Here is a 16729-nt window from a genome sequence, read left to right on the forward strand (position 1 = left end):
CGTGCCCGCGCGCCCACGCCCGCGCCCGTGCCCCAGTGTCCGTGATCCTGCCTGACGATGCGTCGCCGCACGCGGGCCGGACGGCTGCGGGCGCTGTGCCAAGTGATCGGCGAAGTCACCAATCCGCGGCGGCGCCGGCACCGAACTGTCTGTGTGAGGGATGAGGAGAAGGATCAGCGACTGATACAGCCGGAGCCGCCGGATCCCGCGGAGAGGCAGGTCGCCCCGGCGCGCCCCGCGCGCGAGGGCGGGCGCGGCACGCGCGCGGGCACCGGCCGCCCGCCCGACCGCGAGAACCGCCGGGCGGCGGGCTCCGAGCACCCGCGCCGTACCGCCGTCATCGGCAGCGGGGTCGCGGGGCTGACCGCCGCGTACGTCTTGGGCAGGGCCCATGAGGTGACCCTGTACGAAGCCGACGGCCGCCTGGGCGGCCACGCCCACACCCACGACCTGACCGCGCCCGACGGCCGCACGCACCGCGTCGACTCCGGCTTCATCGTGCACAACCGGCGCACCTACCCGCACCTGCTGCGACTCCTGCGCGAACTCGGCGTCGCCACGCAGGAGTCGGAGATGAGCATGTCCGTACGGTGTGAGGGATGCGGCCTGGAGTACGCCGGCTCCCGCGGCCCGCGCGGACTGCTCGCCCAGCCGCGCAACGCACTCCGTGGACCGTATCTGCGCATGCTCGCCGAGGTGCCGCGCTTCCACCGGGCGGCCCGCCGCCTGCTCGCGCAGGACAGGAGCGACGACGACCTGCGCACGCTCGGCGAGTTCCTCGACGCGTCGGGCTTCTCGCCGTACTTCCGGGCCCACTTCATGACACCGGTGGTGTCCGCCGTGTGGTCCTGCGACGCGGAGACGGCCCTCCGATATCCGGCGGCCTACCTGTTCCGTTTCCTCGCCCACCACGGACTGCTGTCGGTGGGCGGCTCGCCGGTGTGGCGGACCGTGACGGGCGGCTCGGGAACGTACGTCGAGCGGATCGTCGCCGGCCTGGGCGACGTGCGCGCCGGCACTCCCGTACGGTCCGTGCTCCGGCACGCCGACCACGCGGAGGTGACGGCGGCGGACGGGAGCACCGCCTCCTACGACCACGTCGTCCTGGCCGCGCACCCCGATCAGACCCTGCGGCTGCTCGCGGACGCGACCCCGGCCGAGAAGGAGGTCCTCGGCGCCTTCCGGTACTCCCCGAACACCACCCTGCTCCACACCGACACCTCCCTCCTGCCGCACGCGAGCGGGGCCCGCGCCGCCTGGAACTACCTGATGCCGAACTGCGCGGCCGGCGCCGACCGGGTGCGGGTGAGCTACGACATGAACCGGCTGCAGCGCATCGACGCCGAGCAGACGTACGTCGTCACCCTCGGCGGGCAGGACCGCATCGACCCCGCCCAGGTGCTCGCCCGCATGACCTACGAACATCCCGTGTACACACCCGAGTCGGTCGCCGCCCAGCGCCGACTGCCCCAACTGAACACGTCCGTCACGGCGTTCGCGGGCGCCTACCACGGCTGGGGCTTCCACGAGGACGGCTGCCGGTCGGGCGTCGAGGCCGCCGCGGCGCTGGGGGTGAGGTGGTGACCACCGCGTCCGGCCGGAAGCCGGCACGGCCGGGGCCACCCGCCCTCTACCCGTGCACGGTCAGTCACGTACGCCGCGCACCCGTGCGCTACACCCTGCGGCACCGGACCTACCTGTGGCTGGTCGACCTCGACCGACTGCCCGTGCTGCCGCGCCCACTCCGTCCGCTCGCCCGCTTCCTCGCCCGCGACCACTTCACGGGGCGTGCCCCTTCGCTCCGGGCCGCGCTCGACGGGTTCCTCGCCGAACACGGCATCGACCTGCGGGGCGGCCGTGCGCTGATGCTCGGCAATGCCCGGGTCCTCGGCTACGTCTTCAACCCGCTGACGCTGTACTGGTGTTACGGCCCGGACGACGCCCTGCGCTGTGTGGTGGCCGAGGTGCACAACACCTACGGCGAGCGCCACGCCTACCTGCTGCACACCGACGCGGCGGGCACCGCGACGGTGGACAAGGACTTCTACGTGTCACCGTTCCACCCGGTGGACGGCCACTACGAGATGCGGCTCCCGCCGCCCGGTGAGCGCCTGCAGCTGTCGGTGCGGCTGCACCGGCCGGCCGGCCCGCCCTTCACCGCCGCCGTGCACGGCAGGCGCCGCGCGGCGACCCTCCCCGTGCTGGTGCGCCTGTCCCTGCGTCACCCCTGGTCGACCCTGATGGTGTCGGCCGCCATCCGCTTCCACGGCATCCGCCTGTTCCTGCGGGGCCTGCCCGTGCAGCCACGTCCGGGCCGCCGTACCCAGGAGAGTGCGTCATGACCCAAGTCGAACCCCGTCCCTCCGGCCGCCACCGCACGAGCGGCCGGCGAACCTTCCCCGGGGACACCGGCCGCTGGCCCGATGTGGCCGCGGTCCCGAGGGCGTCCTGGCCGGTGCGGGCCGTCACCGCATCGATCCTGGCCCGCGCCCTGCGACGGCTGCCGCTGCGGGTGCGGCACGCCGACGGCACCGTCCTTGGCCGGGGCGGTCCCCTGATGGACGTGCGCGACCCCAAGGCGTTCCACGCCCGCATCGGCACCCGCGGGCTCATCGGATTCGGTGAGTCGTACATGGCCGGCGAGTGGGAGGCCCCCGATCTGGTCGGCGCGCTCACCGTGCTCGCCGCAGAGGCGTCCGATCTGATCCCGGCCCGCCTGCAGCGGCTGCGTCGCCTGTGGGCACAGCGGCAGCCCCACACACAGCGCAACACCCTGGACGGGTCGCGCACCAACATCAGCCGTCACTACGACCTGTCCAACGACCTGTTCGCCCTGTTCCTGGACGAGACCCTCACCTACTCCGGGGCCGTCTTCCGCGGTTTTCCCGCGGACGGATCACAACTGGCCACCGCGCAGCAGCGCAAGATCGACCGCCTGCTCGACCTCGCCGACGTCCGGGAAGGCACCCGCCTCCTGGAAATCGGAACGGGCTGGGGCGAGCTGGCACTGCGGGCCGCCGCCCGCGGCGCACAGGTCACCTCACTCACCCTGTCCCGGGAACAGCGCGAACTCGCCCTGGAGCGCGTACGCCGCGCCGGGTACGCCGACCGCGTCTCGGTCGACCTGTGCGACTACCGCGAAGCGCACGGCACCTACGACGCGGTGGTCAGCGTCGAGATGATCGAGGCCGTGGGCGCGGAGTTCTGGCCCGTGTACTTCCGCACCCTCGACGAGCGTCTGGCGCCGGGGGGCCGGGTGGCCCTGCAGGCCATCACCATGCCGCACGAGCGGATGCTGGCCAGTCGGCACACCCACACCTGGATCCAGAAGTACGTCTTCCCCGGTGGCCTGATCCCTTCCACACGCGCCATCGAGGACGCCGTCCGCGAGCACACGGGTCTTTCGATGGCGGCCCGGGACGGCTTCGGCGCGCACTACGCCGAGACCCTGCGCCTGTGGCGGGAGCGCTTCACCGGACGCGCCGACGAGGCCGCCGCCCTCGGCTTCGACGAGACGTTCCGCCGTCTGTGGACCTTCTACCTCGCCTACTCCGAGGCCGGATTCCGCTCCGGATACCTCGACGTCCATCAGTACCTGTTCACCAAGGAGGCATCGGCCCGATGACCACCGTCCGAACTCCGGTCCGCTCCGGTGCCGCTCAGCGACTCGCGGCGCTCGCCGAAGACGCGCTGGGCGGCCCGCTCCCGGTGGCGCTCCGCGCCTGGGACGGCAGCGAAACCGGCGCCGCCGACGCTCCCGTGGTCGTCGTACGCTCCCGGCGTGCGCTGCGCCGCCTGCTGTGGCAGCCCGGTGAACTCGGCCTCGCCCAGGCCTATGTCACCGGCGAGCTGGACGTGGAAGGCGATCTGGCGGAGGGACTGCGCGCGATGTGGTCCGCCGTGCGCGCGCGGGGTCTGCACGCGCCCCGGCTCTCGGCGGCCGACCGGACGCGCGCACTGGTCGAAGCCGTCCGGCTCGGCGCCGTGGGCCCGCGCCCCGCCGCGCCGGCCACCCAGGCACGCCTGCGCGGCGGGTTGCACAGCAGGGCCCGGGACCGTGCGGCCATCAGCCACCACTACGACCTGTCGAACGACTTCTACCGTCTCCTCCTCGACGACACCATGGCCTACTCCTGCGGCTACTGGACGGGGGAGGATCCCGCCGTGGGCCCGGCCGACGCCCAGCGGGCCAAACTGGAGCTGGTCTGCCGCAAGCTCGGCCTCATCCCCGGGGCACGGCTGCTCGACATCGGCTGCGGCTGGGGCTCGCTCACCCTGTACGCCGCCGAGCGGCACGAGGCGCGGGTCACCGCCGTCACCCTCGCCAAGGAGCAGGCCGCGTACGTGCGGGAACAGGTGCGGGAACGGGGCATCGAGGACCGGGTGGAGGTTCTGTGCCAGGACTACCGGGACATCACCGGCGGCGTCTACGACGCCGTGGCCACCATCGAGATGGGCGAGCACGTCGGCGACGACGAGTACCCCGCCTTCGCCGCATCCCTGTGCCGGCTGGTCCGCCCGCGGGGGCGCGTACTGGTCCAGCAGATGTCCCGCGGTGCGACCGCACCCGGCGGCGGCGCGTTCATCGAGGCGTACATCGCCCCCGACATGCACATGCGGCCGATGGGCGAAACCGTCGGGCTGCTGGAGGCGGCCGGCCTTGAGGTCCGGTCCGTGGAGTCGCTGCGCGAACACTATGTGCGCACCATCGACGCCTGGCACCGCACGCTGGAGGAACGCTGGGCGGACTTCGTCCGGCTGGTCGGCGAGGAGACGGCCCGCGTGTGGCGGCTGTACCTGGTCGGCGGGGCCATCGCCTTCGAGGAACGGCGCATGGGCGTGGACCAGTTCCTCGCCGTACGACCCGGGGCGACGGGTGACAGCGGCCTGACCCGGACGGAGACCGCCGACTGGTACCGGCACCTGGAGGAGCGATGAACCACTTCGCCTGGGACGCCTTCGCGGTGGGGCTCCGCTGGGCCGCGGCGACGGCCGCGGCCGTCATGCTCGTCACCTTCGCGATCGCCCTCGCCAAAGGCGTGCACCGCGTGGTCGACGCCGCCTGGGGCGCGGCCTTCGCCGCGGTGTCCGTGGTCGTCCTCGCCGCGTCCGCCGGAGAGGGCGACCTGGGCAGGCGCCTGCTGGTCACCGGCCTCACCGCCGTGTGGGGGCTGCGGCTGGCCGTCCACATCGCGCGACGCGGCCGCGGCCACGGCGAGGACCCGCGCTACGAGGCGATGCTGACCCGCGCCCCGGGCAACCGCAACCTGTACGCCCTGCGCATGATCTACCTGCTGCAGGGCGCCCTGGTGTGGCTGGTGTCCCTGCCCGTGCAGGCGGCGCAGTACGCGTCGGCGCCCCTGTCCGTGGCGGCGTGGGCCGGCACGGGACTCTGGGCGGTCGGGCTCTTCTTCGAGTCGGTCGGCGACGCCCAGCTGTCCCGCTTCAAGGCGGATCCGGCCAACCGTGGGCGCATCATGGACCGGGGCCTGTGGAGTCTGACGCGGCACCCCAACTACTTCGGGGACTTCTGCGTCTGGTGGGGACTGTTCCTCGTCGCGTGCGACGGCGGGTGGCGGCCCGCGGCGGTCTCGGTCGTCTCACCGCTGGTGATGAGCGTGCTCCTGATCAACGGCAGCGGGAAGCGGCTGCTGGAGCGGCACATGGCGGGCCGCCCCGGCTGGGACGCGTACGTGGCACGCACCAGCGCCTTCTTCCCGTGGCCGCCGCGCTGAGGCCTGCCCACGAGGGGGCGCCGGCTCCTCGGACCGGCCCGCCCGGCTACGGGCGGTCCGTCCGGGGGGCGGCGTGGGCGAGGAGGGTCTCCGCGGCGATGCGGGCGTGCCGGCCGTACTCCGGCTCGTTCAGCACCATGGCGCGGCTGGCGGCGCCATCCGCAAGGGTCACCAACTGCTCGGCCAACGCGGCGGGTTGGGCGTATCCCAGCTCCGCCAGGAGCGTGGTGACCAGCTGGGCCATCAGGAGTTTCTGCTCGCGGGCGAAGGCGTGGATCGGGTCCTGGGGGTCGGGGAACTCCGCCGCGGCGTCGATGAACGGGCATCCCCGGACCGGAGCCGCCTTGGCGGCGGGTGGGTCGAACAGCCGGAGAATCCGCTCGCGAGGATCGAGCTCCGCACGGGTGAGCACGCTCTCCAGGGTGTTCCCCGACGTGGTGAGCGCCCGCAGGTAGGCGATGACGAGGTCGCTCTTGGTCCGGAAGTGGGCGTAGAGGGTGCGCTTGGATACCGGCGCCGCCTCCGCGATCTGCTCCATGCCGGTGGCGGTGATCCCCTGGTCCGCGAACAGCCCGGTCGCGGCGGCCAGGATGCGCTCCCGCCCGCCCCGCCCCGGCCGTCGCGCCGGCTGCGCGGGGTCGTGCACTTCCGTCTCGTGTGCCGCACTCATGCGGTAAGTATACGACCGCGTTTACTTCCGATGAGGTGTGTGGGTAGAGTCGCATCCGTTCAAGTAAACGATGGCGTTTACCTCGATGAGGTTGCGCAGGGCGAGGAGTGCTCCATGGGCGGGTCCGGTCACATCGAACTGAGTGGGTACGCGGAGCGGTTGATCCGCGGTCGCCGCGCCGTGCGGGCTTTCCGGCCCGACGCCGTCGCCCCGGAGACGATGCGCGCGATCTTCTCGCTGGCCGGTGCCGCGCCCTCCAACTCCAACACGCAGCCGTGGCGGGTGGAGGTGGTCAGCGGCGGGCGCCGCGACCGTCTGGCAGACGCCCTGCGGGCGGCCCACGCAGCACGTCGTACCTCCGCCGACTTCCCCTACCGCGACGACATGTACGCACCCGTACAGCAGGAACGGCGTGCAGACTTCGGCACCCGGCTCTACGGGGCGCTGGGAATCGGCCGTGACGACACCGCGGCACGCCTCGCCTACGACGCCGAGAGCCTGGGGTTCTACGGGGCGCCGCACGTCGCGTTCCTCTTCGTCTCCTCGGGCCGCGCCGACGCCCGGCCGGCCGCGGACGTCGGCGCCTATATGCAGACTCTGCTGCTGGCGATGGCCGCCTACGGCGTGGACAGCTGTCCGCAGGGGCTGCTGAGCTTCTACGCCGACACCGTGCGCGGCGAACTCGGCGTCAGCGAGGGGAAATTGCTGGTCGGGGTCGCGTTCGGCTACGCCGACGACGCCGCACCGGTGAACCGGGTCAGCGCCGGACGCGCGGAGCTTGCGGCGACGACGACGTTCCACGCCTAGCCGGCGGGTGTCACGGGAAGCCCTCACGGAGCCCAGGTGCCCTCGGTGGGTCGGGCAAGTGCGCCGGGTGGAAAGAAGCCGATCAGGCCGCGGGCACGCTCGGGCGCGGCGTGGCCGCGGCGAAGGAGGTCGGCGGCGGCCTGCGGGTTTCCGGGCCGGTATCGCGAGGCAGGAGGCGAACGGTCCCGTGCGGTCGGGGTCAGGTGCGGCGGGCCGCCCACACGGTGCGCTCGGTGCGTACGGCGAGGTCCTTGCGGTGCAGAAGGCTGTTCGGGTTGTCGGTGTCCAGGAGTTCGTCGAGTGCGGTCAGGTCCTCGGCACTGAGAGCGGGAGCGGCGACGCCGCGTATGCGCTGCATGCTGCCGTGGGCGTAGCGTCCGATCGCGTCGCTGCGTGCACCGTCGATGTCGACGGAGATGGTGCGCTCGTCCTCGACGGCGAAACCGGCCGCCGTCAGCATCGGGCCCCAGTCGGCGCCGCGGTGCGGAACGTGCTCGGCGTGGAAGGCGTCGGTCGCGGCATGGGCGCGCTCTTCTAGGCCGGGCCGGTTCGCCGGAGCGCCGGCGGGCAGGAAGCGGGGGAAGCCCGCGAGCTCGACGACGGCGAACAGCCCCCCGGGGGCCAGCAGTTCACGGACGCGGGCCAGCGTGCGGTCGGGGTGGGCCATGTGGTGCATCGAGGCCGAGGCCCACACCAGATCCGGCCTTCCGAGGTCCGGCCAGCGGTCGCTGTCGAGATCGGCCTGCACGGTCCGGACACGGCCCTCGACATCGCGGGCGCACGCCTTCTCGCGCAGGAGCCTGAGGTGCTCCGCGGAGGTGTCGACGGCCGTGACGTGTGCGTCGGGGAAGCGCTCAAGGAGCGCGAAGGTCCCCGCGCCGGTGCCGCAGCCCAGGTCCACGATCTGGTGCGGCTCGCCCTTCAGCGGCAGCCAGGCGGTGATGGAGGCTATGTGTTCGGAAAGCACCTCGGCATCCAGATCCAGGATCTCGGCCTGGCCGGCGTCACTGTGCTCGTCGTGACTGTGCTCGGGGTGCGTGCCATGGCTGTGCTCGGGGTGCTCGGGGCCTTGGCCATGGCTGGGGGTGTGCTCGTGCGCTTGGGTCATGGCACCACCGTAACCAGCTCATGCGTGTAACGCGTGACAGCTTGCGCGATAGGCAAGAAACTCATGCCGTGCGCTGCTCCGCACGCAAGGTCACCGGACCCCCGAGCCCCGGCGCGCCTATGCGAAGGGGCTCTCGACGCCTCCGCAATCGGCTTCGCCGCCGACGGCGCCGCCGTCGTTCTGGTGGCCCCGGCGGGCGTCGCGATCGAAGATGCCCATGATCTCGCACGGCCCGCCATCGGCGCCGATGGCGTGGGGCATCATCGTGGGAAATTCCGCGGCCTGGTTGGTCTCGATGCGAAGGCGCCGGTGGCCGAGCATGAGGACGGCGGTACCGGACAGCACCACGAGCCACTCGCGGCCGGGGTGGGCGCGCATGCGGGCGGGGTTGTCGGGCGGCGGGTCGGTCATCCGCTGACGCATCACGCTCATGCCGGGCTCGCCCTTCATGGGCCAGCGCATCAGGCCGTGGGCGGCGTCGATCATCGGGCTGATGACGACGTTGTCGGCGGCGTTCTCCACGAGCTGGTCCAGCGTGGTGTCGAGCGCGCGGGCGAGGGTGACCAGCTGGTCCAGGGCGAGACGTCGCTGACCGTTCTCGATGCGGCTCAGCGAGGACTGGCTGAGGTTGGCCCGCGTGGCCAGTTCCTCCAGGGACCAGCCCTGTGCGACGCGCAGAGCGCGGATCCGTGTGCGTACGAGACTGTCCAGCTGCCCGTCGTCTTGCGTCATGGGCGAGATGGTATGTCCTGGATCGAACAGAGCTGTCTCAGCCGCCGCCCTTGATCGGCTGGAGATCGATGCACGCGGAGTTGGCCGGCACATCCCTCGACTGGGGGCCGCCCTTGATGCGCACCTGCGCGCCGAGCCGCACCGCGTCGTACACCGCCTTCCCCGAGGCCGGTGTGACGCCGACGGCCCCCAGGATGTGGTCCTCGCCGACGTCGGGAAGGTCGGACGGGGTCAACTCGAAGAACAGCAGGCGCTGTTGATGCGCCTGGTCGGTGAAGGTGACGGCCCAGTTCCGCGGGCCCTTCCGCCCCACACCGATGGCATTGGGGGCCAGGTTCACGACGGGGTACTTCGCCGTGACCGTGACCGCGTTCTCGCCGAGCGGGCAGTGCGGGGCCGGACCGCTGATGGCGTAACTCCGCCCCTCGACGGTCAGGGTGTGGGCGTCCAGGTCGATCAGCACCTGCTGGACGGACGCACGGGACGGGGCGGGCGGGGAGGCGGCGGGCCGGGGCGCGGGGGAGCGAAGGGTGCCGGAGGCGAGGGTGAGGACGGCCGCCCCCGTGAGTCCGGCGGTGGTGAGCAGGGCGCGCCGGGTCCGGCGGCGGCGTACCGCGCGGCTCCTGACCGCCGCTCCGGAAGCCGGGGCCCGGACCGCGCCCTGTGCCGCCAGGCCGTGGAGCCGGTCGGAGAGCTCCGTCTCGGTCAGGCCGGGAGCCGGCGGGCGATCAGACACAGGATTCCTCCGTGGGGTGGGGTTCCTCGCTCATCAGGTGCGGGGCGAGGGCCGAACGGCCGCGTGACAGGCGCGCCTTGACGGTGCCGGTAGGCGCGCCGGTCTCCGCGGCTATCTGCTCCACGCTCAGATCACACAGGTGGTGCAGCACGATCGCGGTGCGCTGCACCTCGGGGAGATGGCGCAGCGCGGCCACCAACGCCACGTGGTCGGGGCCCGGTTCGGGCATGGTCCGCGGCGTGGACTCGCCGCGGACCAGCTCCCACCAGTGGCGCGTGCGCCGCCAGCGGCTCATCGCCAGGCGATGGGCCACGGTGCGCAGCCAGGCCTCGGGGGCCCGGTCGCCGGACAGGACCGAGGCGCGCCGGTCCCAGGCGCGGACGAACGCCTCCTGGACGACGTCCTGTGCTTCGGCGTGGTCGCCGGTGAGGGCGTACAGCTGGCCGACCAGACGCGGATAGGCGGCCGCGTAGAAGAGGTCGAACTCGTCCTCGGTCACGCTGTCGTGCTCTCTTCTCGCGGTGCTCTGCGAACGGGGCTTCTTACGGTGTTCTGCGAACGGGGTGCGGCGGGGCGCAGGACATCATGCGGTCGCGCTCTCCCCGGCGGCACTGTGCTTGAGCCACTGCTCCCAGCTCAGGTTCCAGTCGCCGTAGCCGTTGCCGGTCGCGACGATGTCCTTCTTGCCCCCCGTGACGGTCACGACGTCGCCGGCCCGGACCTGATCGTAGAACTTCCGCGCCGTTCCGTCCGTGGCGAGGCCGACACATCCGTGGGTGACGTTGTGGTGCCCGGCCTCGGTGTCGGCCCGGTCGTTCTGGTGGACGTACGTGCCCGACGTCGTCAGGTGCACGGCCCAGTAGTAGTCGCCGTTGTACGCGTCGCCGAGGCCCACGGTGCGCGAGTCCATGTGCACCTTGGGAGCCTTGTCCATGACCACCATGGTTCCGTTCCAGGTGTCCAGGCCGGGTCGCCCGGTGGTGACGGGGATGCGCGTGGTCTTGCCGTCGGTGCGCACGGTCATCATGTGGGCGTCCACGTCGACGGAGGCGATCAGCGATCTGCCGACGGTGAACTGGCGGACGGCGTGGGAGCCGAGGTGCAGGGTGACTTCGGTGCCGGGCTGCCAGTAGGTGGTCTTCGGGCGGAAGTCGACACGCTGACCGTCCCGGAGGTTCTGGTCCTTCACCCAGCTCCAGGCGCCGGCCGTACCGGTGGAGGTCTGCACCCGCAGCCAACTCTCCACAGCCTTGCGGTCGTCGGCGCGCACCGGGGTGGTGAACGTGACCGAAATCGGCATCCCCACGCCGACCGTCTGCCCGTCGGCTATGTGCACCTGAGCCTTCGCGAGCACCGCGGGCTCGGGCGGGCCCGTGGGCGAGGGCGAGCCGGTGCCCGTACCGGCGCCGTCCTTGGCGTTCGCGGGCGCCGCCGCGGAAGCCGCGGCGCCGGGTGCGTCGGCGGCGCCACCGGAACCGGAACCGGCCGAGCAGCCGACGACCGGGAGCAGAGCGAAACAGACGGTGACGGCGGCGCCGAGCCGGCCGGCGGTCCAGCCGGCTGAACGGTGCTGGTGCATGGAGTCCCCCCAGGTGAAATGCTGTGTCGCCTCCTATACGCCTGGGCGGAGCGCACGGTTGCACCTGGTCCGAACTTTTCTGCGAACGGGTTCGGAAGCGCCCATCGGGACCGGTTTTCCGGGCCCCCTCCGGCCATCGCGAGGCGCCGTCGATCGGTGCCACGGTGACGAGGACCGGCAGGCCGAGAAGTGCGACCCTGAGGATCTTGTCCACCGTGTCGCACGCATGCAGATGCCGCGGATGGAAGATGCGGTGGAGCACGCTGAAGACGAGCCAGGTTGAAGCGGTGATCTGAACGACCGCTCCGTTCCGTGCGTAGCGGATGGCGAGCACGGCAAGGGCTGCCAGCGCGAGGAACATGGCGCCGTCGTCCTTGACGAGATACATGCTGCACGGGCCGGCCTGCGGCAGCCAACTGAGCCCGGATACGGGGAAGTTCGCATACCAGCTCTCGGGGTCGAAGTAGGCCCTGACGAGACAGAGGGCTGATGCGTGACGGGCCCCCCTGACCTCGCCGGACCCGAGATGCGCGCCCAGCGCACGGCACGCTGATGTCATGGTGCAGGGGGAGGCGCGGAACCCGAATGCGCCCTCTCTCGTCGCACTTGTCCGCGCCGGCGTCCGCTTCGAGCGCGGGATACTGATCGGACGTTCCGACCAGGAGGCAGCGTGATCGCCCTCGCGCCCGAAACCATCCACACCGATCGGCTGATCCTGATTCCCTTGCGGGTCGAGCACGCCGACGAGATGCTCACGGTGCTGTCCGACCCCGGCCTGCACCTCTTCACCGGCGGCACCCCGGACACCGCCCGGGACCTGCGCGCCCGCTACGCACGCTGGGTGGCCGGGTCGTCCCGCCCCGGTGAATCCTGGTGCAACTGGGTCGTTCAACTCCGTGACGGCGCCTGCCTGACCGGCTATGTCCAGGCGACGGTCACTGTCGATGAGCACGGTGCCGCCGCGGAGATCGCCTGGGTGACAGGCACTCCCTGGCAGGGGCGCGGCATCGCCACCGAGGCTGCCCGAGGACTCGTCGCGTGGCTCAGGACACACGCGGTGGACACGGTCGTCGCCCACATCCACCCCGACCACGGGGCATCCACCGCCGTCGCCGCCGCAGCCGGCCTCACCCCCACCGGCCAGTGGCACGACGGAGAGATCGAATGGCAGCTGACCATCAGCTGACCCGACACATCCGTTGGCCGCAACTGACGACTGTCAGCGACTATCAGGACGCGCGCCGCGCCTCGGGTCGGCCACGTTCACCCGAGGAGCCGCCGGGCTACGGCTTCTTGGGGACGGCGGCGGGCGATGCTCCTACGGGCGGCTTGGCGACGAGGGGTGTCGGCGTGGCTGGAGGGGCCTGCTGGACGTCCGCCGTCCTCACATACGCGATGCGGTGGTTGAAGCGGATGGGGTAGAAGGTCTGGGCGCCCCTGACGAGAGTGCCGAGCGCGGGGCCGCCGTAGTAGTAGTCGCCCGCGACCGGCTCTCCGATGGCGAGATAGGCCTGACCGGCGGGGATGGTGTACTTCGTCAGCGGGGTGTTGTTGCTGCTCTGGACCGGTACACCAGTGCCCGCGTACGCCGCGTCCTCGGGGTAGGCGCGCCCGTAGACCTGGACCGCCGTGGTGCCCTTCGCCTTCAGGACGACGGCGGTCGAGGGGGTCGAGGGGGTCAGGACGGAGGTGAAACGGCCGCCCGGATTGTGGAACCAGGCCTTGCGGCCGCCGTACCAGATCGCGGTCCAGTCGCCGCTCGCGTCGGCGACGACGTACCGGGTCCCGGTGATCACCTTGTCGCCCCAGGTCGCGCCGTGGTTCCACACGGCTTTCGGCATGTACGGGTCGGTGAGGGGCGTGGTTGCCGCGGCGGTCGCGTAGAGGTACCCGAAGTTCGCGGGCCGTGGCGCGACGTCCTTGCCGCCGTACGTCAGCGGCGGCTGGTTCGCCTGGGTGAAGGGCAGGACGACCGTGACGACCTGGCCCGCCTGCGGCATCTGGGCCGCGCCGGCGGTGGCTGCGGGCGCGCCGAGCAGAGACATGTAGTGGTTCCAGTCCCAGAAGGGGCCCGGGTCCCAGTGCATCGTGGCCACCCGGCCGTCGAGGATGCCGGGCACCTCGTCGTGGCCGAAGACGTGGTCGCGGTCGAGCGGAATCGAGAACCGCTGGGCCAGGTACTTGACGAGCGCGGCCGACGTTTCGTACAGCTGCTCCCCGAACCAGCTGCCGTCCTCGATGGCGTAGCCCACGTGCTCGATGCCGAGCGAGTGCATGTTCACGGTCTTGTTGTCGGAGTGGTAGGACTCGTCCTTCGTCGCCACCATCTGCGTGACGTGGCTGCCGTCGCCCTTGACGATGTAGTGGGCACTCGCCTCGTTCTCCGGATTCTGGAATTCGGAGACCGTGCCGTCGTAGCTGCCCTCGGTGTCGTGGATGACGATCCGTCGGATGCCGAACCCGTCGGCCGGCCGGGTGGCGACGTTGTAGTTGGCCGGGTCGGCCGGCTTGAAGTCGCAGGACAGGGCGGCCGGGCACTCGGCCGCCGAGGCGGTGGTCGCCAGGGGCGGCGCGGCGGTCCTCACCCGCGGATCGGCGGGCAGTGCGAGGCGCTGGCCGTGTGAGGTGACGCGGCTCTCGCCCGAGCGCACCGAGTCGAAGACGCGACGGGCGAAGGCGTCGGCGTCCCGCGCGTCCGAGGCCTGGCTGTAGCGGGCCACCGCCGGGTACCAGGATCCCGGTTCTGCGGGCAGGGAGCCGGTGGCCGCACGCTGGTAGTGCGCGAGGAGCGCGGCGCCGGCCCGGATGTTCTGCCGGGTGTCGGTACGCACCGCGTCCACCGGTTCGCCGATGAGCCACGCGGCCTCGTCGAGGGTGTGCAGCCGTGGGTCGTCGGTGTTGAGGGCGGCCGGGGCGCGGCGGGCGGCGGAGCTCTCCGGCACCGCCGGGTCGCCGCGCATGTGGTGGTGCGGCGGGCGTTCGTGGTCGCTGGACCGCGCGGTGTCGCCGGGCACGACCCGGGTCAGGCCCATGACGTTGTACGCGCCCGTAGTGCTGGGCCTGCCGTCGTGGTCCTCCCAGCGCGTCTGGTGGAAGGAGACCGCCATCAGGACGCTCTGCGGAACCTTGAACTCGCGTGCCGCGTGGGCGAATTGGGCCTGCAGGGTCGTGTCTGCGCCCCTTGTGCTGCTCACTGCGGCGGCAAAGGATCCGGTCCGCCCGGGAGGTGCGCCCAGCCGTGCGACCCCCCGTTGACTGCCGGTCAGGTCGGTGGCGCGGGCGGACCGTGCGCTTATCGCGGCGGCACCGGACGCCTGGCCGGGCAGCGCGGCACAGAGCAGCGCGGTGGAAAGGGCCAGGGACGCGAGACGCCCACGGCGCGCGACAGCAGGAGGAAGCAGACGAAAGGGACGCACAGGCGCAGAAGGTAACACCCTCCGCAGCGTCCGAGCTGAGCGGCGCGTGGAGCAATCGTGGCGTTCGCGAGGGCTCAGGCGTGCAGCGTCCGCGACAGTGCGTCGATGGTCACGCCTACGGCAGCCCGGAGCTGCGCCGGACTCGTCCCCGCTCTGCTCATGACGGCCAGCGACTGGTTCACGGCCGCCACGTGTACGGCGAAGGCGTCGGCGTCCCGGTCCGTCAGCGAGCCTGCCCTGAGCGCGGCGCGAAGGCGCCGGAGCTGCAGTCCGAGTGCCTCCTTGGCGTGTGCTCCGACACGTGGACTCAGCGCGGAAATGGCCATGACCGACTGGGCGATCAGGCAGCCATCGGGCAGCGCGGGATCGGCGATGCGTTTCAGGGTGACGTCGAAGAACGCGCGAACGGCGGCGACCGGTTCCGAGGCTGAGCACGACAGGGCGGCGTCGTACTTCTGGCCGTAGCGCACGGCGTAGCGATCGAGGCAGTGGAGGAAGAGCTTGTCCTTGTCGCCGAAGGAGGAGTAGAGGGAGCTGCGGTTCAGGCCCGTCGCCCTGGACAGGTCGTCCAATGACGTGTCGGCGTAGCCGTCGCGCCAGAACTGGATCATCGCGGCGTCGAGCGCCGTATCCACGTCGAACTGCTTCTTGCCTGCCACGCGGGACTTCCTCGCCGGTACGTCGATGGGTTCGGGCTGGTGCGCATCATCCTATCTTGAACTGATCGGTTCAAGATGCGTTAGTCTTCGAGCGCGGTCATGGCCCGGCATTCCCGCACCGCACGCCCGAGCCGCGGACGCGCCCCGCGGGCTCGGTCACCGCTGTCGGCCGCACCGTCTCAGCCGCGCACCCCACCTCGACGGAGGATCCCGTGACCGCCCCATCAGCCACCACGCCGCATGCCTGCGAGACTCCCTGCGCAACCAACCCCATCCGTGACCTGCCCCTGCAGCACCTCGCCGGATTCACGCACCGCTGGGTCGACGCCGACGGCATCCGCCTTCACGCCGTCGAAGGCGGCCTGCCGACCGGTCCGGCCGTCGTCCTCCTCGCCGGATTCCCGCAAACCTGGTGGGCCTGGCGCAAGGTGATGCCCAGCCTCGCCCGCCGGTTCCGCGTCATCGCCATCGACTTGCCGGGTCAGGGCCACTCCGAGCGTCCGGACCGCAGCTACGAGACGCATACGGTCGCCGCGCACGTCCACACCGCCGTGAAGGCTCTCGGAGTGTCGACTTACACCCTGGTGGCGCACGACATCGGGGCCTGGGTCGCCTTCTCGCTCGCCCTCACCTTCGAGAGCCACCTGCGCGGGCTCGCCCTGCTCGACGCCGGCATTCCCGGTATCACTCTCCCGGAGTCGATTCCCACGGACCCGGATCGGGCCTGGAAGACCTGGCATTTCGCGTTCCACCTGGTGCCCGACCTGCCCGAAACGCTCCTTGTCGGCCGTGAACGCGAGTACGTCGGCTGGTTCTTGAGGGCGAAGGCCCTCTCTCCCGACAAGTTCGACGACGCCGAGCTCGACCACTACGCCGCGTCCGTTGCCGCGGACGGAGGCCTGCGCGCGTCCCTCGCGTACTACCGGGACGCGGCGGAGTCGGCGCGCAAGAATCGCGACGCTCTCAAGCGCCGGCACCTGACCGTCCCCGTCCTCGGAATCTCCAGCAGCCACGGGTCGGTTCCGGACATGGCCGCCTCCATCGGCCCTTGGGCCGACAACACCACCGGAATCGTCGTGCCCGACGCCGGCCACTTCATCCCGGACGAGCAGCCCGAAGCCGTCACTGCCGCGATAACGGCCTTCATCGCCGACCGCGGCTGACACCCGACGAGCCCGGCCGGTCACGCCGTCCGGCGCCACGCCATTTCACGCGCGACGACCTGCTCGTGGCGTGACGGGCCGCCGGTAGCGAGGGGCGACCGGCCCCGTCGCGTGCAGCCGGCCG

16 protein-coding genes are annotated in these 16729 nt (G+C 71.7%); 8 read left to right on the forward strand and 8 right to left on the reverse strand.

What is annotated here, in order from left to right; translation table 11 throughout:
• Positions 1 to 339 precede the first annotated feature (339 nt).
• Genes OOJ98_RS29275 through OOJ98_RS29295 form a run of 5 tightly spaced genes read left to right on the forward strand, consistent with a single transcriptional unit; the run spans position 340 to position 5735 of the window.
• Positions 340 to 1584 (forward strand): NAD(P)/FAD-dependent oxidoreductase, encoded by a 1245-nt coding sequence (locus tag OOJ98_RS29275; protein ID WP_267058281.1) that lies wholly within the window; start codon positions 340 to 342, stop codon positions 1582 to 1584.
• Positions 1581 to 2342 (forward strand): DUF1365 domain-containing protein, encoded by a 762-nt coding sequence (locus OOJ98_RS29280; RefSeq protein ID WP_267058061.1) that lies wholly within the window; start codon positions 1581 to 1583, stop codon positions 2340 to 2342. The genes OOJ98_RS29275 and OOJ98_RS29280 overlap by 4 nt, the downstream gene beginning before the upstream one ends.
• Positions 2339 to 3625 carry a cyclopropane-fatty-acyl-phospholipid synthase family protein gene (locus OOJ98_RS29285; protein ID WP_267058062.1) on the forward strand — a complete coding sequence of 429 codons (1287 nt, stop codon included), beginning with the start codon at positions 2339 to 2341 and terminating at the stop codon, positions 3623 to 3625. Before OOJ98_RS29280 ends, OOJ98_RS29285 begins: the two co-directional genes overlap by 4 nt.
• Positions 3622 to 4938, forward strand: a complete 1317-nt coding sequence (locus OOJ98_RS29290; RefSeq protein ID WP_267058063.1) for a cyclopropane-fatty-acyl-phospholipid synthase family protein — start codon at positions 3622 to 3624, stop codon at positions 4936 to 4938. The genes OOJ98_RS29285 and OOJ98_RS29290 overlap by 4 nt, the downstream gene beginning before the upstream one ends.
• Entirely contained in the window at positions 4935 to 5735 is an 801-nt protein-coding gene (locus tag OOJ98_RS29295) for a DUF1295 domain-containing protein (protein ID WP_267058064.1), read from the forward strand. Before OOJ98_RS29290 ends, OOJ98_RS29295 begins: the two co-directional genes overlap by 4 nt.
• Before the next feature lie 46 nt (positions 5736 to 5781).
• Here OOJ98_RS29295 and OOJ98_RS29300 read toward each other — a convergent pair whose 3' ends face one another.
• Positions 5782 to 6405: a TetR/AcrR family transcriptional regulator gene (locus tag OOJ98_RS29300; protein WP_267058065.1), complete on the reverse strand. Its 624-nt coding sequence runs from the start codon at positions 6403 to 6405 to the stop codon at positions 5782 to 5784.
• A 114-nt stretch (positions 6406 to 6519) separates the two neighbouring features.
• Between OOJ98_RS29300 and OOJ98_RS29305 the strand changes: the two genes are divergently transcribed.
• Entirely contained in the window at positions 6520 to 7212 is a 693-nt protein-coding gene (locus OOJ98_RS29305; RefSeq protein ID WP_267058066.1) for a nitroreductase, read from the forward strand.
• 199 nt (positions 7213 to 7411) lie between these two features.
• Here the strand turns inward: OOJ98_RS29305 and OOJ98_RS29310 are convergent, their stop codons facing one another.
• From OOJ98_RS29310 to OOJ98_RS29330, 5 genes are all read right to left on the reverse strand, one after another.
• Positions 7412 to 8320: a trans-aconitate 2-methyltransferase gene (locus OOJ98_RS29310; protein ID WP_267058067.1), complete on the reverse strand. Its 909-nt coding sequence runs from the start codon at positions 8318 to 8320 to the stop codon at positions 7412 to 7414.
• A gap of 117 nt (positions 8321 to 8437) precedes the next feature.
• Positions 8438 to 9052 carry a helix-turn-helix transcriptional regulator gene (locus OOJ98_RS29315; RefSeq protein WP_267058068.1) on the reverse strand — a complete coding sequence of 205 codons (615 nt, stop codon included), beginning with the start codon at positions 9050 to 9052 and terminating at the stop codon, positions 8438 to 8440.
• A gap of 37 nt (positions 9053 to 9089) precedes the next feature.
• On the reverse strand, positions 9090 to 9788 hold the full coding sequence (locus tag OOJ98_RS29320) for a hypothetical protein (protein ID WP_267058069.1): 699 nt from the start codon (positions 9786 to 9788) through the stop codon (positions 9090 to 9092).
• Positions 9781 to 10287 (reverse strand): SigE family RNA polymerase sigma factor, encoded by a 507-nt coding sequence (locus OOJ98_RS29325; protein WP_267058070.1) that lies wholly within the window; start codon positions 10285 to 10287, stop codon positions 9781 to 9783. The genes OOJ98_RS29320 and OOJ98_RS29325 overlap by 8 nt, the downstream gene beginning before the upstream one ends.
• A gap of 84 nt (positions 10288 to 10371) precedes the next feature.
• Positions 10372 to 11367, reverse strand: coding sequence for a L,D-transpeptidase (locus tag OOJ98_RS29330; protein WP_267058071.1), 996 nt, complete (start codon positions 11365 to 11367; stop codon positions 10372 to 10374).
• Between the two features lie 670 nt (positions 11368 to 12037).
• Between OOJ98_RS29330 and OOJ98_RS29335 the strand changes: the two genes are divergently transcribed.
• Complete coding sequence (locus OOJ98_RS29335; protein WP_267058072.1) at positions 12038 to 12553, forward strand: GNAT family N-acetyltransferase; 516 nt, start codon at positions 12038 to 12040, stop codon at positions 12551 to 12553.
• Positions 12554 to 12650: 97 nt separating this feature from the next.
• On the opposite strand, the gene OOJ98_RS29340 is transcribed toward OOJ98_RS29335, so the two are convergent.
• Together OOJ98_RS29340 and OOJ98_RS29345 are read right to left on the reverse strand one after the other, a co-directional pair.
• Positions 12651 to 14561 carry an N-acetylmuramoyl-L-alanine amidase gene (locus OOJ98_RS29340; protein WP_267058073.1) on the reverse strand — a complete coding sequence of 637 codons (1911 nt, stop codon included), beginning with the start codon at positions 14559 to 14561 and terminating at the stop codon, positions 12651 to 12653.
• Positions 14562 to 14857: 296 nt separating this feature from the next.
• Positions 14858 to 15442 carry a TetR/AcrR family transcriptional regulator gene (locus tag OOJ98_RS29345; RefSeq protein WP_267058074.1) on the reverse strand — a complete coding sequence of 195 codons (585 nt, stop codon included), beginning with the start codon at positions 15440 to 15442 and terminating at the stop codon, positions 14858 to 14860.
• Between the two features lie 212 nt (positions 15443 to 15654).
• On the opposite strand from OOJ98_RS29345, the gene OOJ98_RS29350 reads away from it, so the two are divergent.
• Positions 15655 to 16605, forward strand: coding sequence for an alpha/beta fold hydrolase (locus OOJ98_RS29350; RefSeq protein ID WP_267058075.1), 951 nt, complete (start codon positions 15655 to 15657; stop codon positions 16603 to 16605).
• Positions 16606 to 16729 lie beyond the last annotated feature (124 nt).

This window comes from Streptomyces sp. NBC_00083 (assembly GCF_026343295.1).
Lineage (GTDB): Bacteria > Actinomycetota > Actinomycetes > Streptomycetales > Streptomycetaceae > Streptomyces.

What these genes read in the sequence shown, in the direction of transcription:
- OOJ98_RS29295 (WP_267058064.1), top strand. Translation starts at nt 4,935, where the DNA reads ATGAACCACTTCGCCTGGGACGCCTTCGCGGTGGGGCTCCGCTGGGCC.
- OOJ98_RS29300 (WP_267058065.1), bottom strand. Translation starts at nt 6,405, where the DNA reads ATGAGTGCGGCACACGAGACGGAAGTGCACGACCCCGCGCAGCCGGCG.
- OOJ98_RS29310 (WP_267058067.1), bottom strand. Translation starts at nt 8,320, where the DNA reads ATGACCCAAGCGCACGAGCACACCCCCAGCCATGGCCAAGGCCCCGAG.
- OOJ98_RS29290 (WP_267058063.1), top strand. Translation starts at nt 3,622, where the DNA reads ATGACCACCGTCCGAACTCCGGTCCGCTCCGGTGCCGCTCAGCGACTC.
- OOJ98_RS29315 (WP_267058068.1), bottom strand. Translation starts at nt 9,052, where the DNA reads ATGACGCAAGACGACGGGCAGCTGGACAGTCTCGTACGCACACGGATC.
- OOJ98_RS29330 (WP_267058071.1), bottom strand. Translation starts at nt 11,367, where the DNA reads ATGCACCAGCACCGTTCAGCCGGCTGGACCGCCGGCCGGCTCGGCGCC.
- OOJ98_RS29305 (WP_267058066.1), top strand. Translation starts at nt 6,520, where the DNA reads ATGGGCGGGTCCGGTCACATCGAACTGAGTGGGTACGCGGAGCGGTTG.
- OOJ98_RS29285 (WP_267058062.1), top strand. Translation starts at nt 2,339, where the DNA reads ATGACCCAAGTCGAACCCCGTCCCTCCGGCCGCCACCGCACGAGCGGC.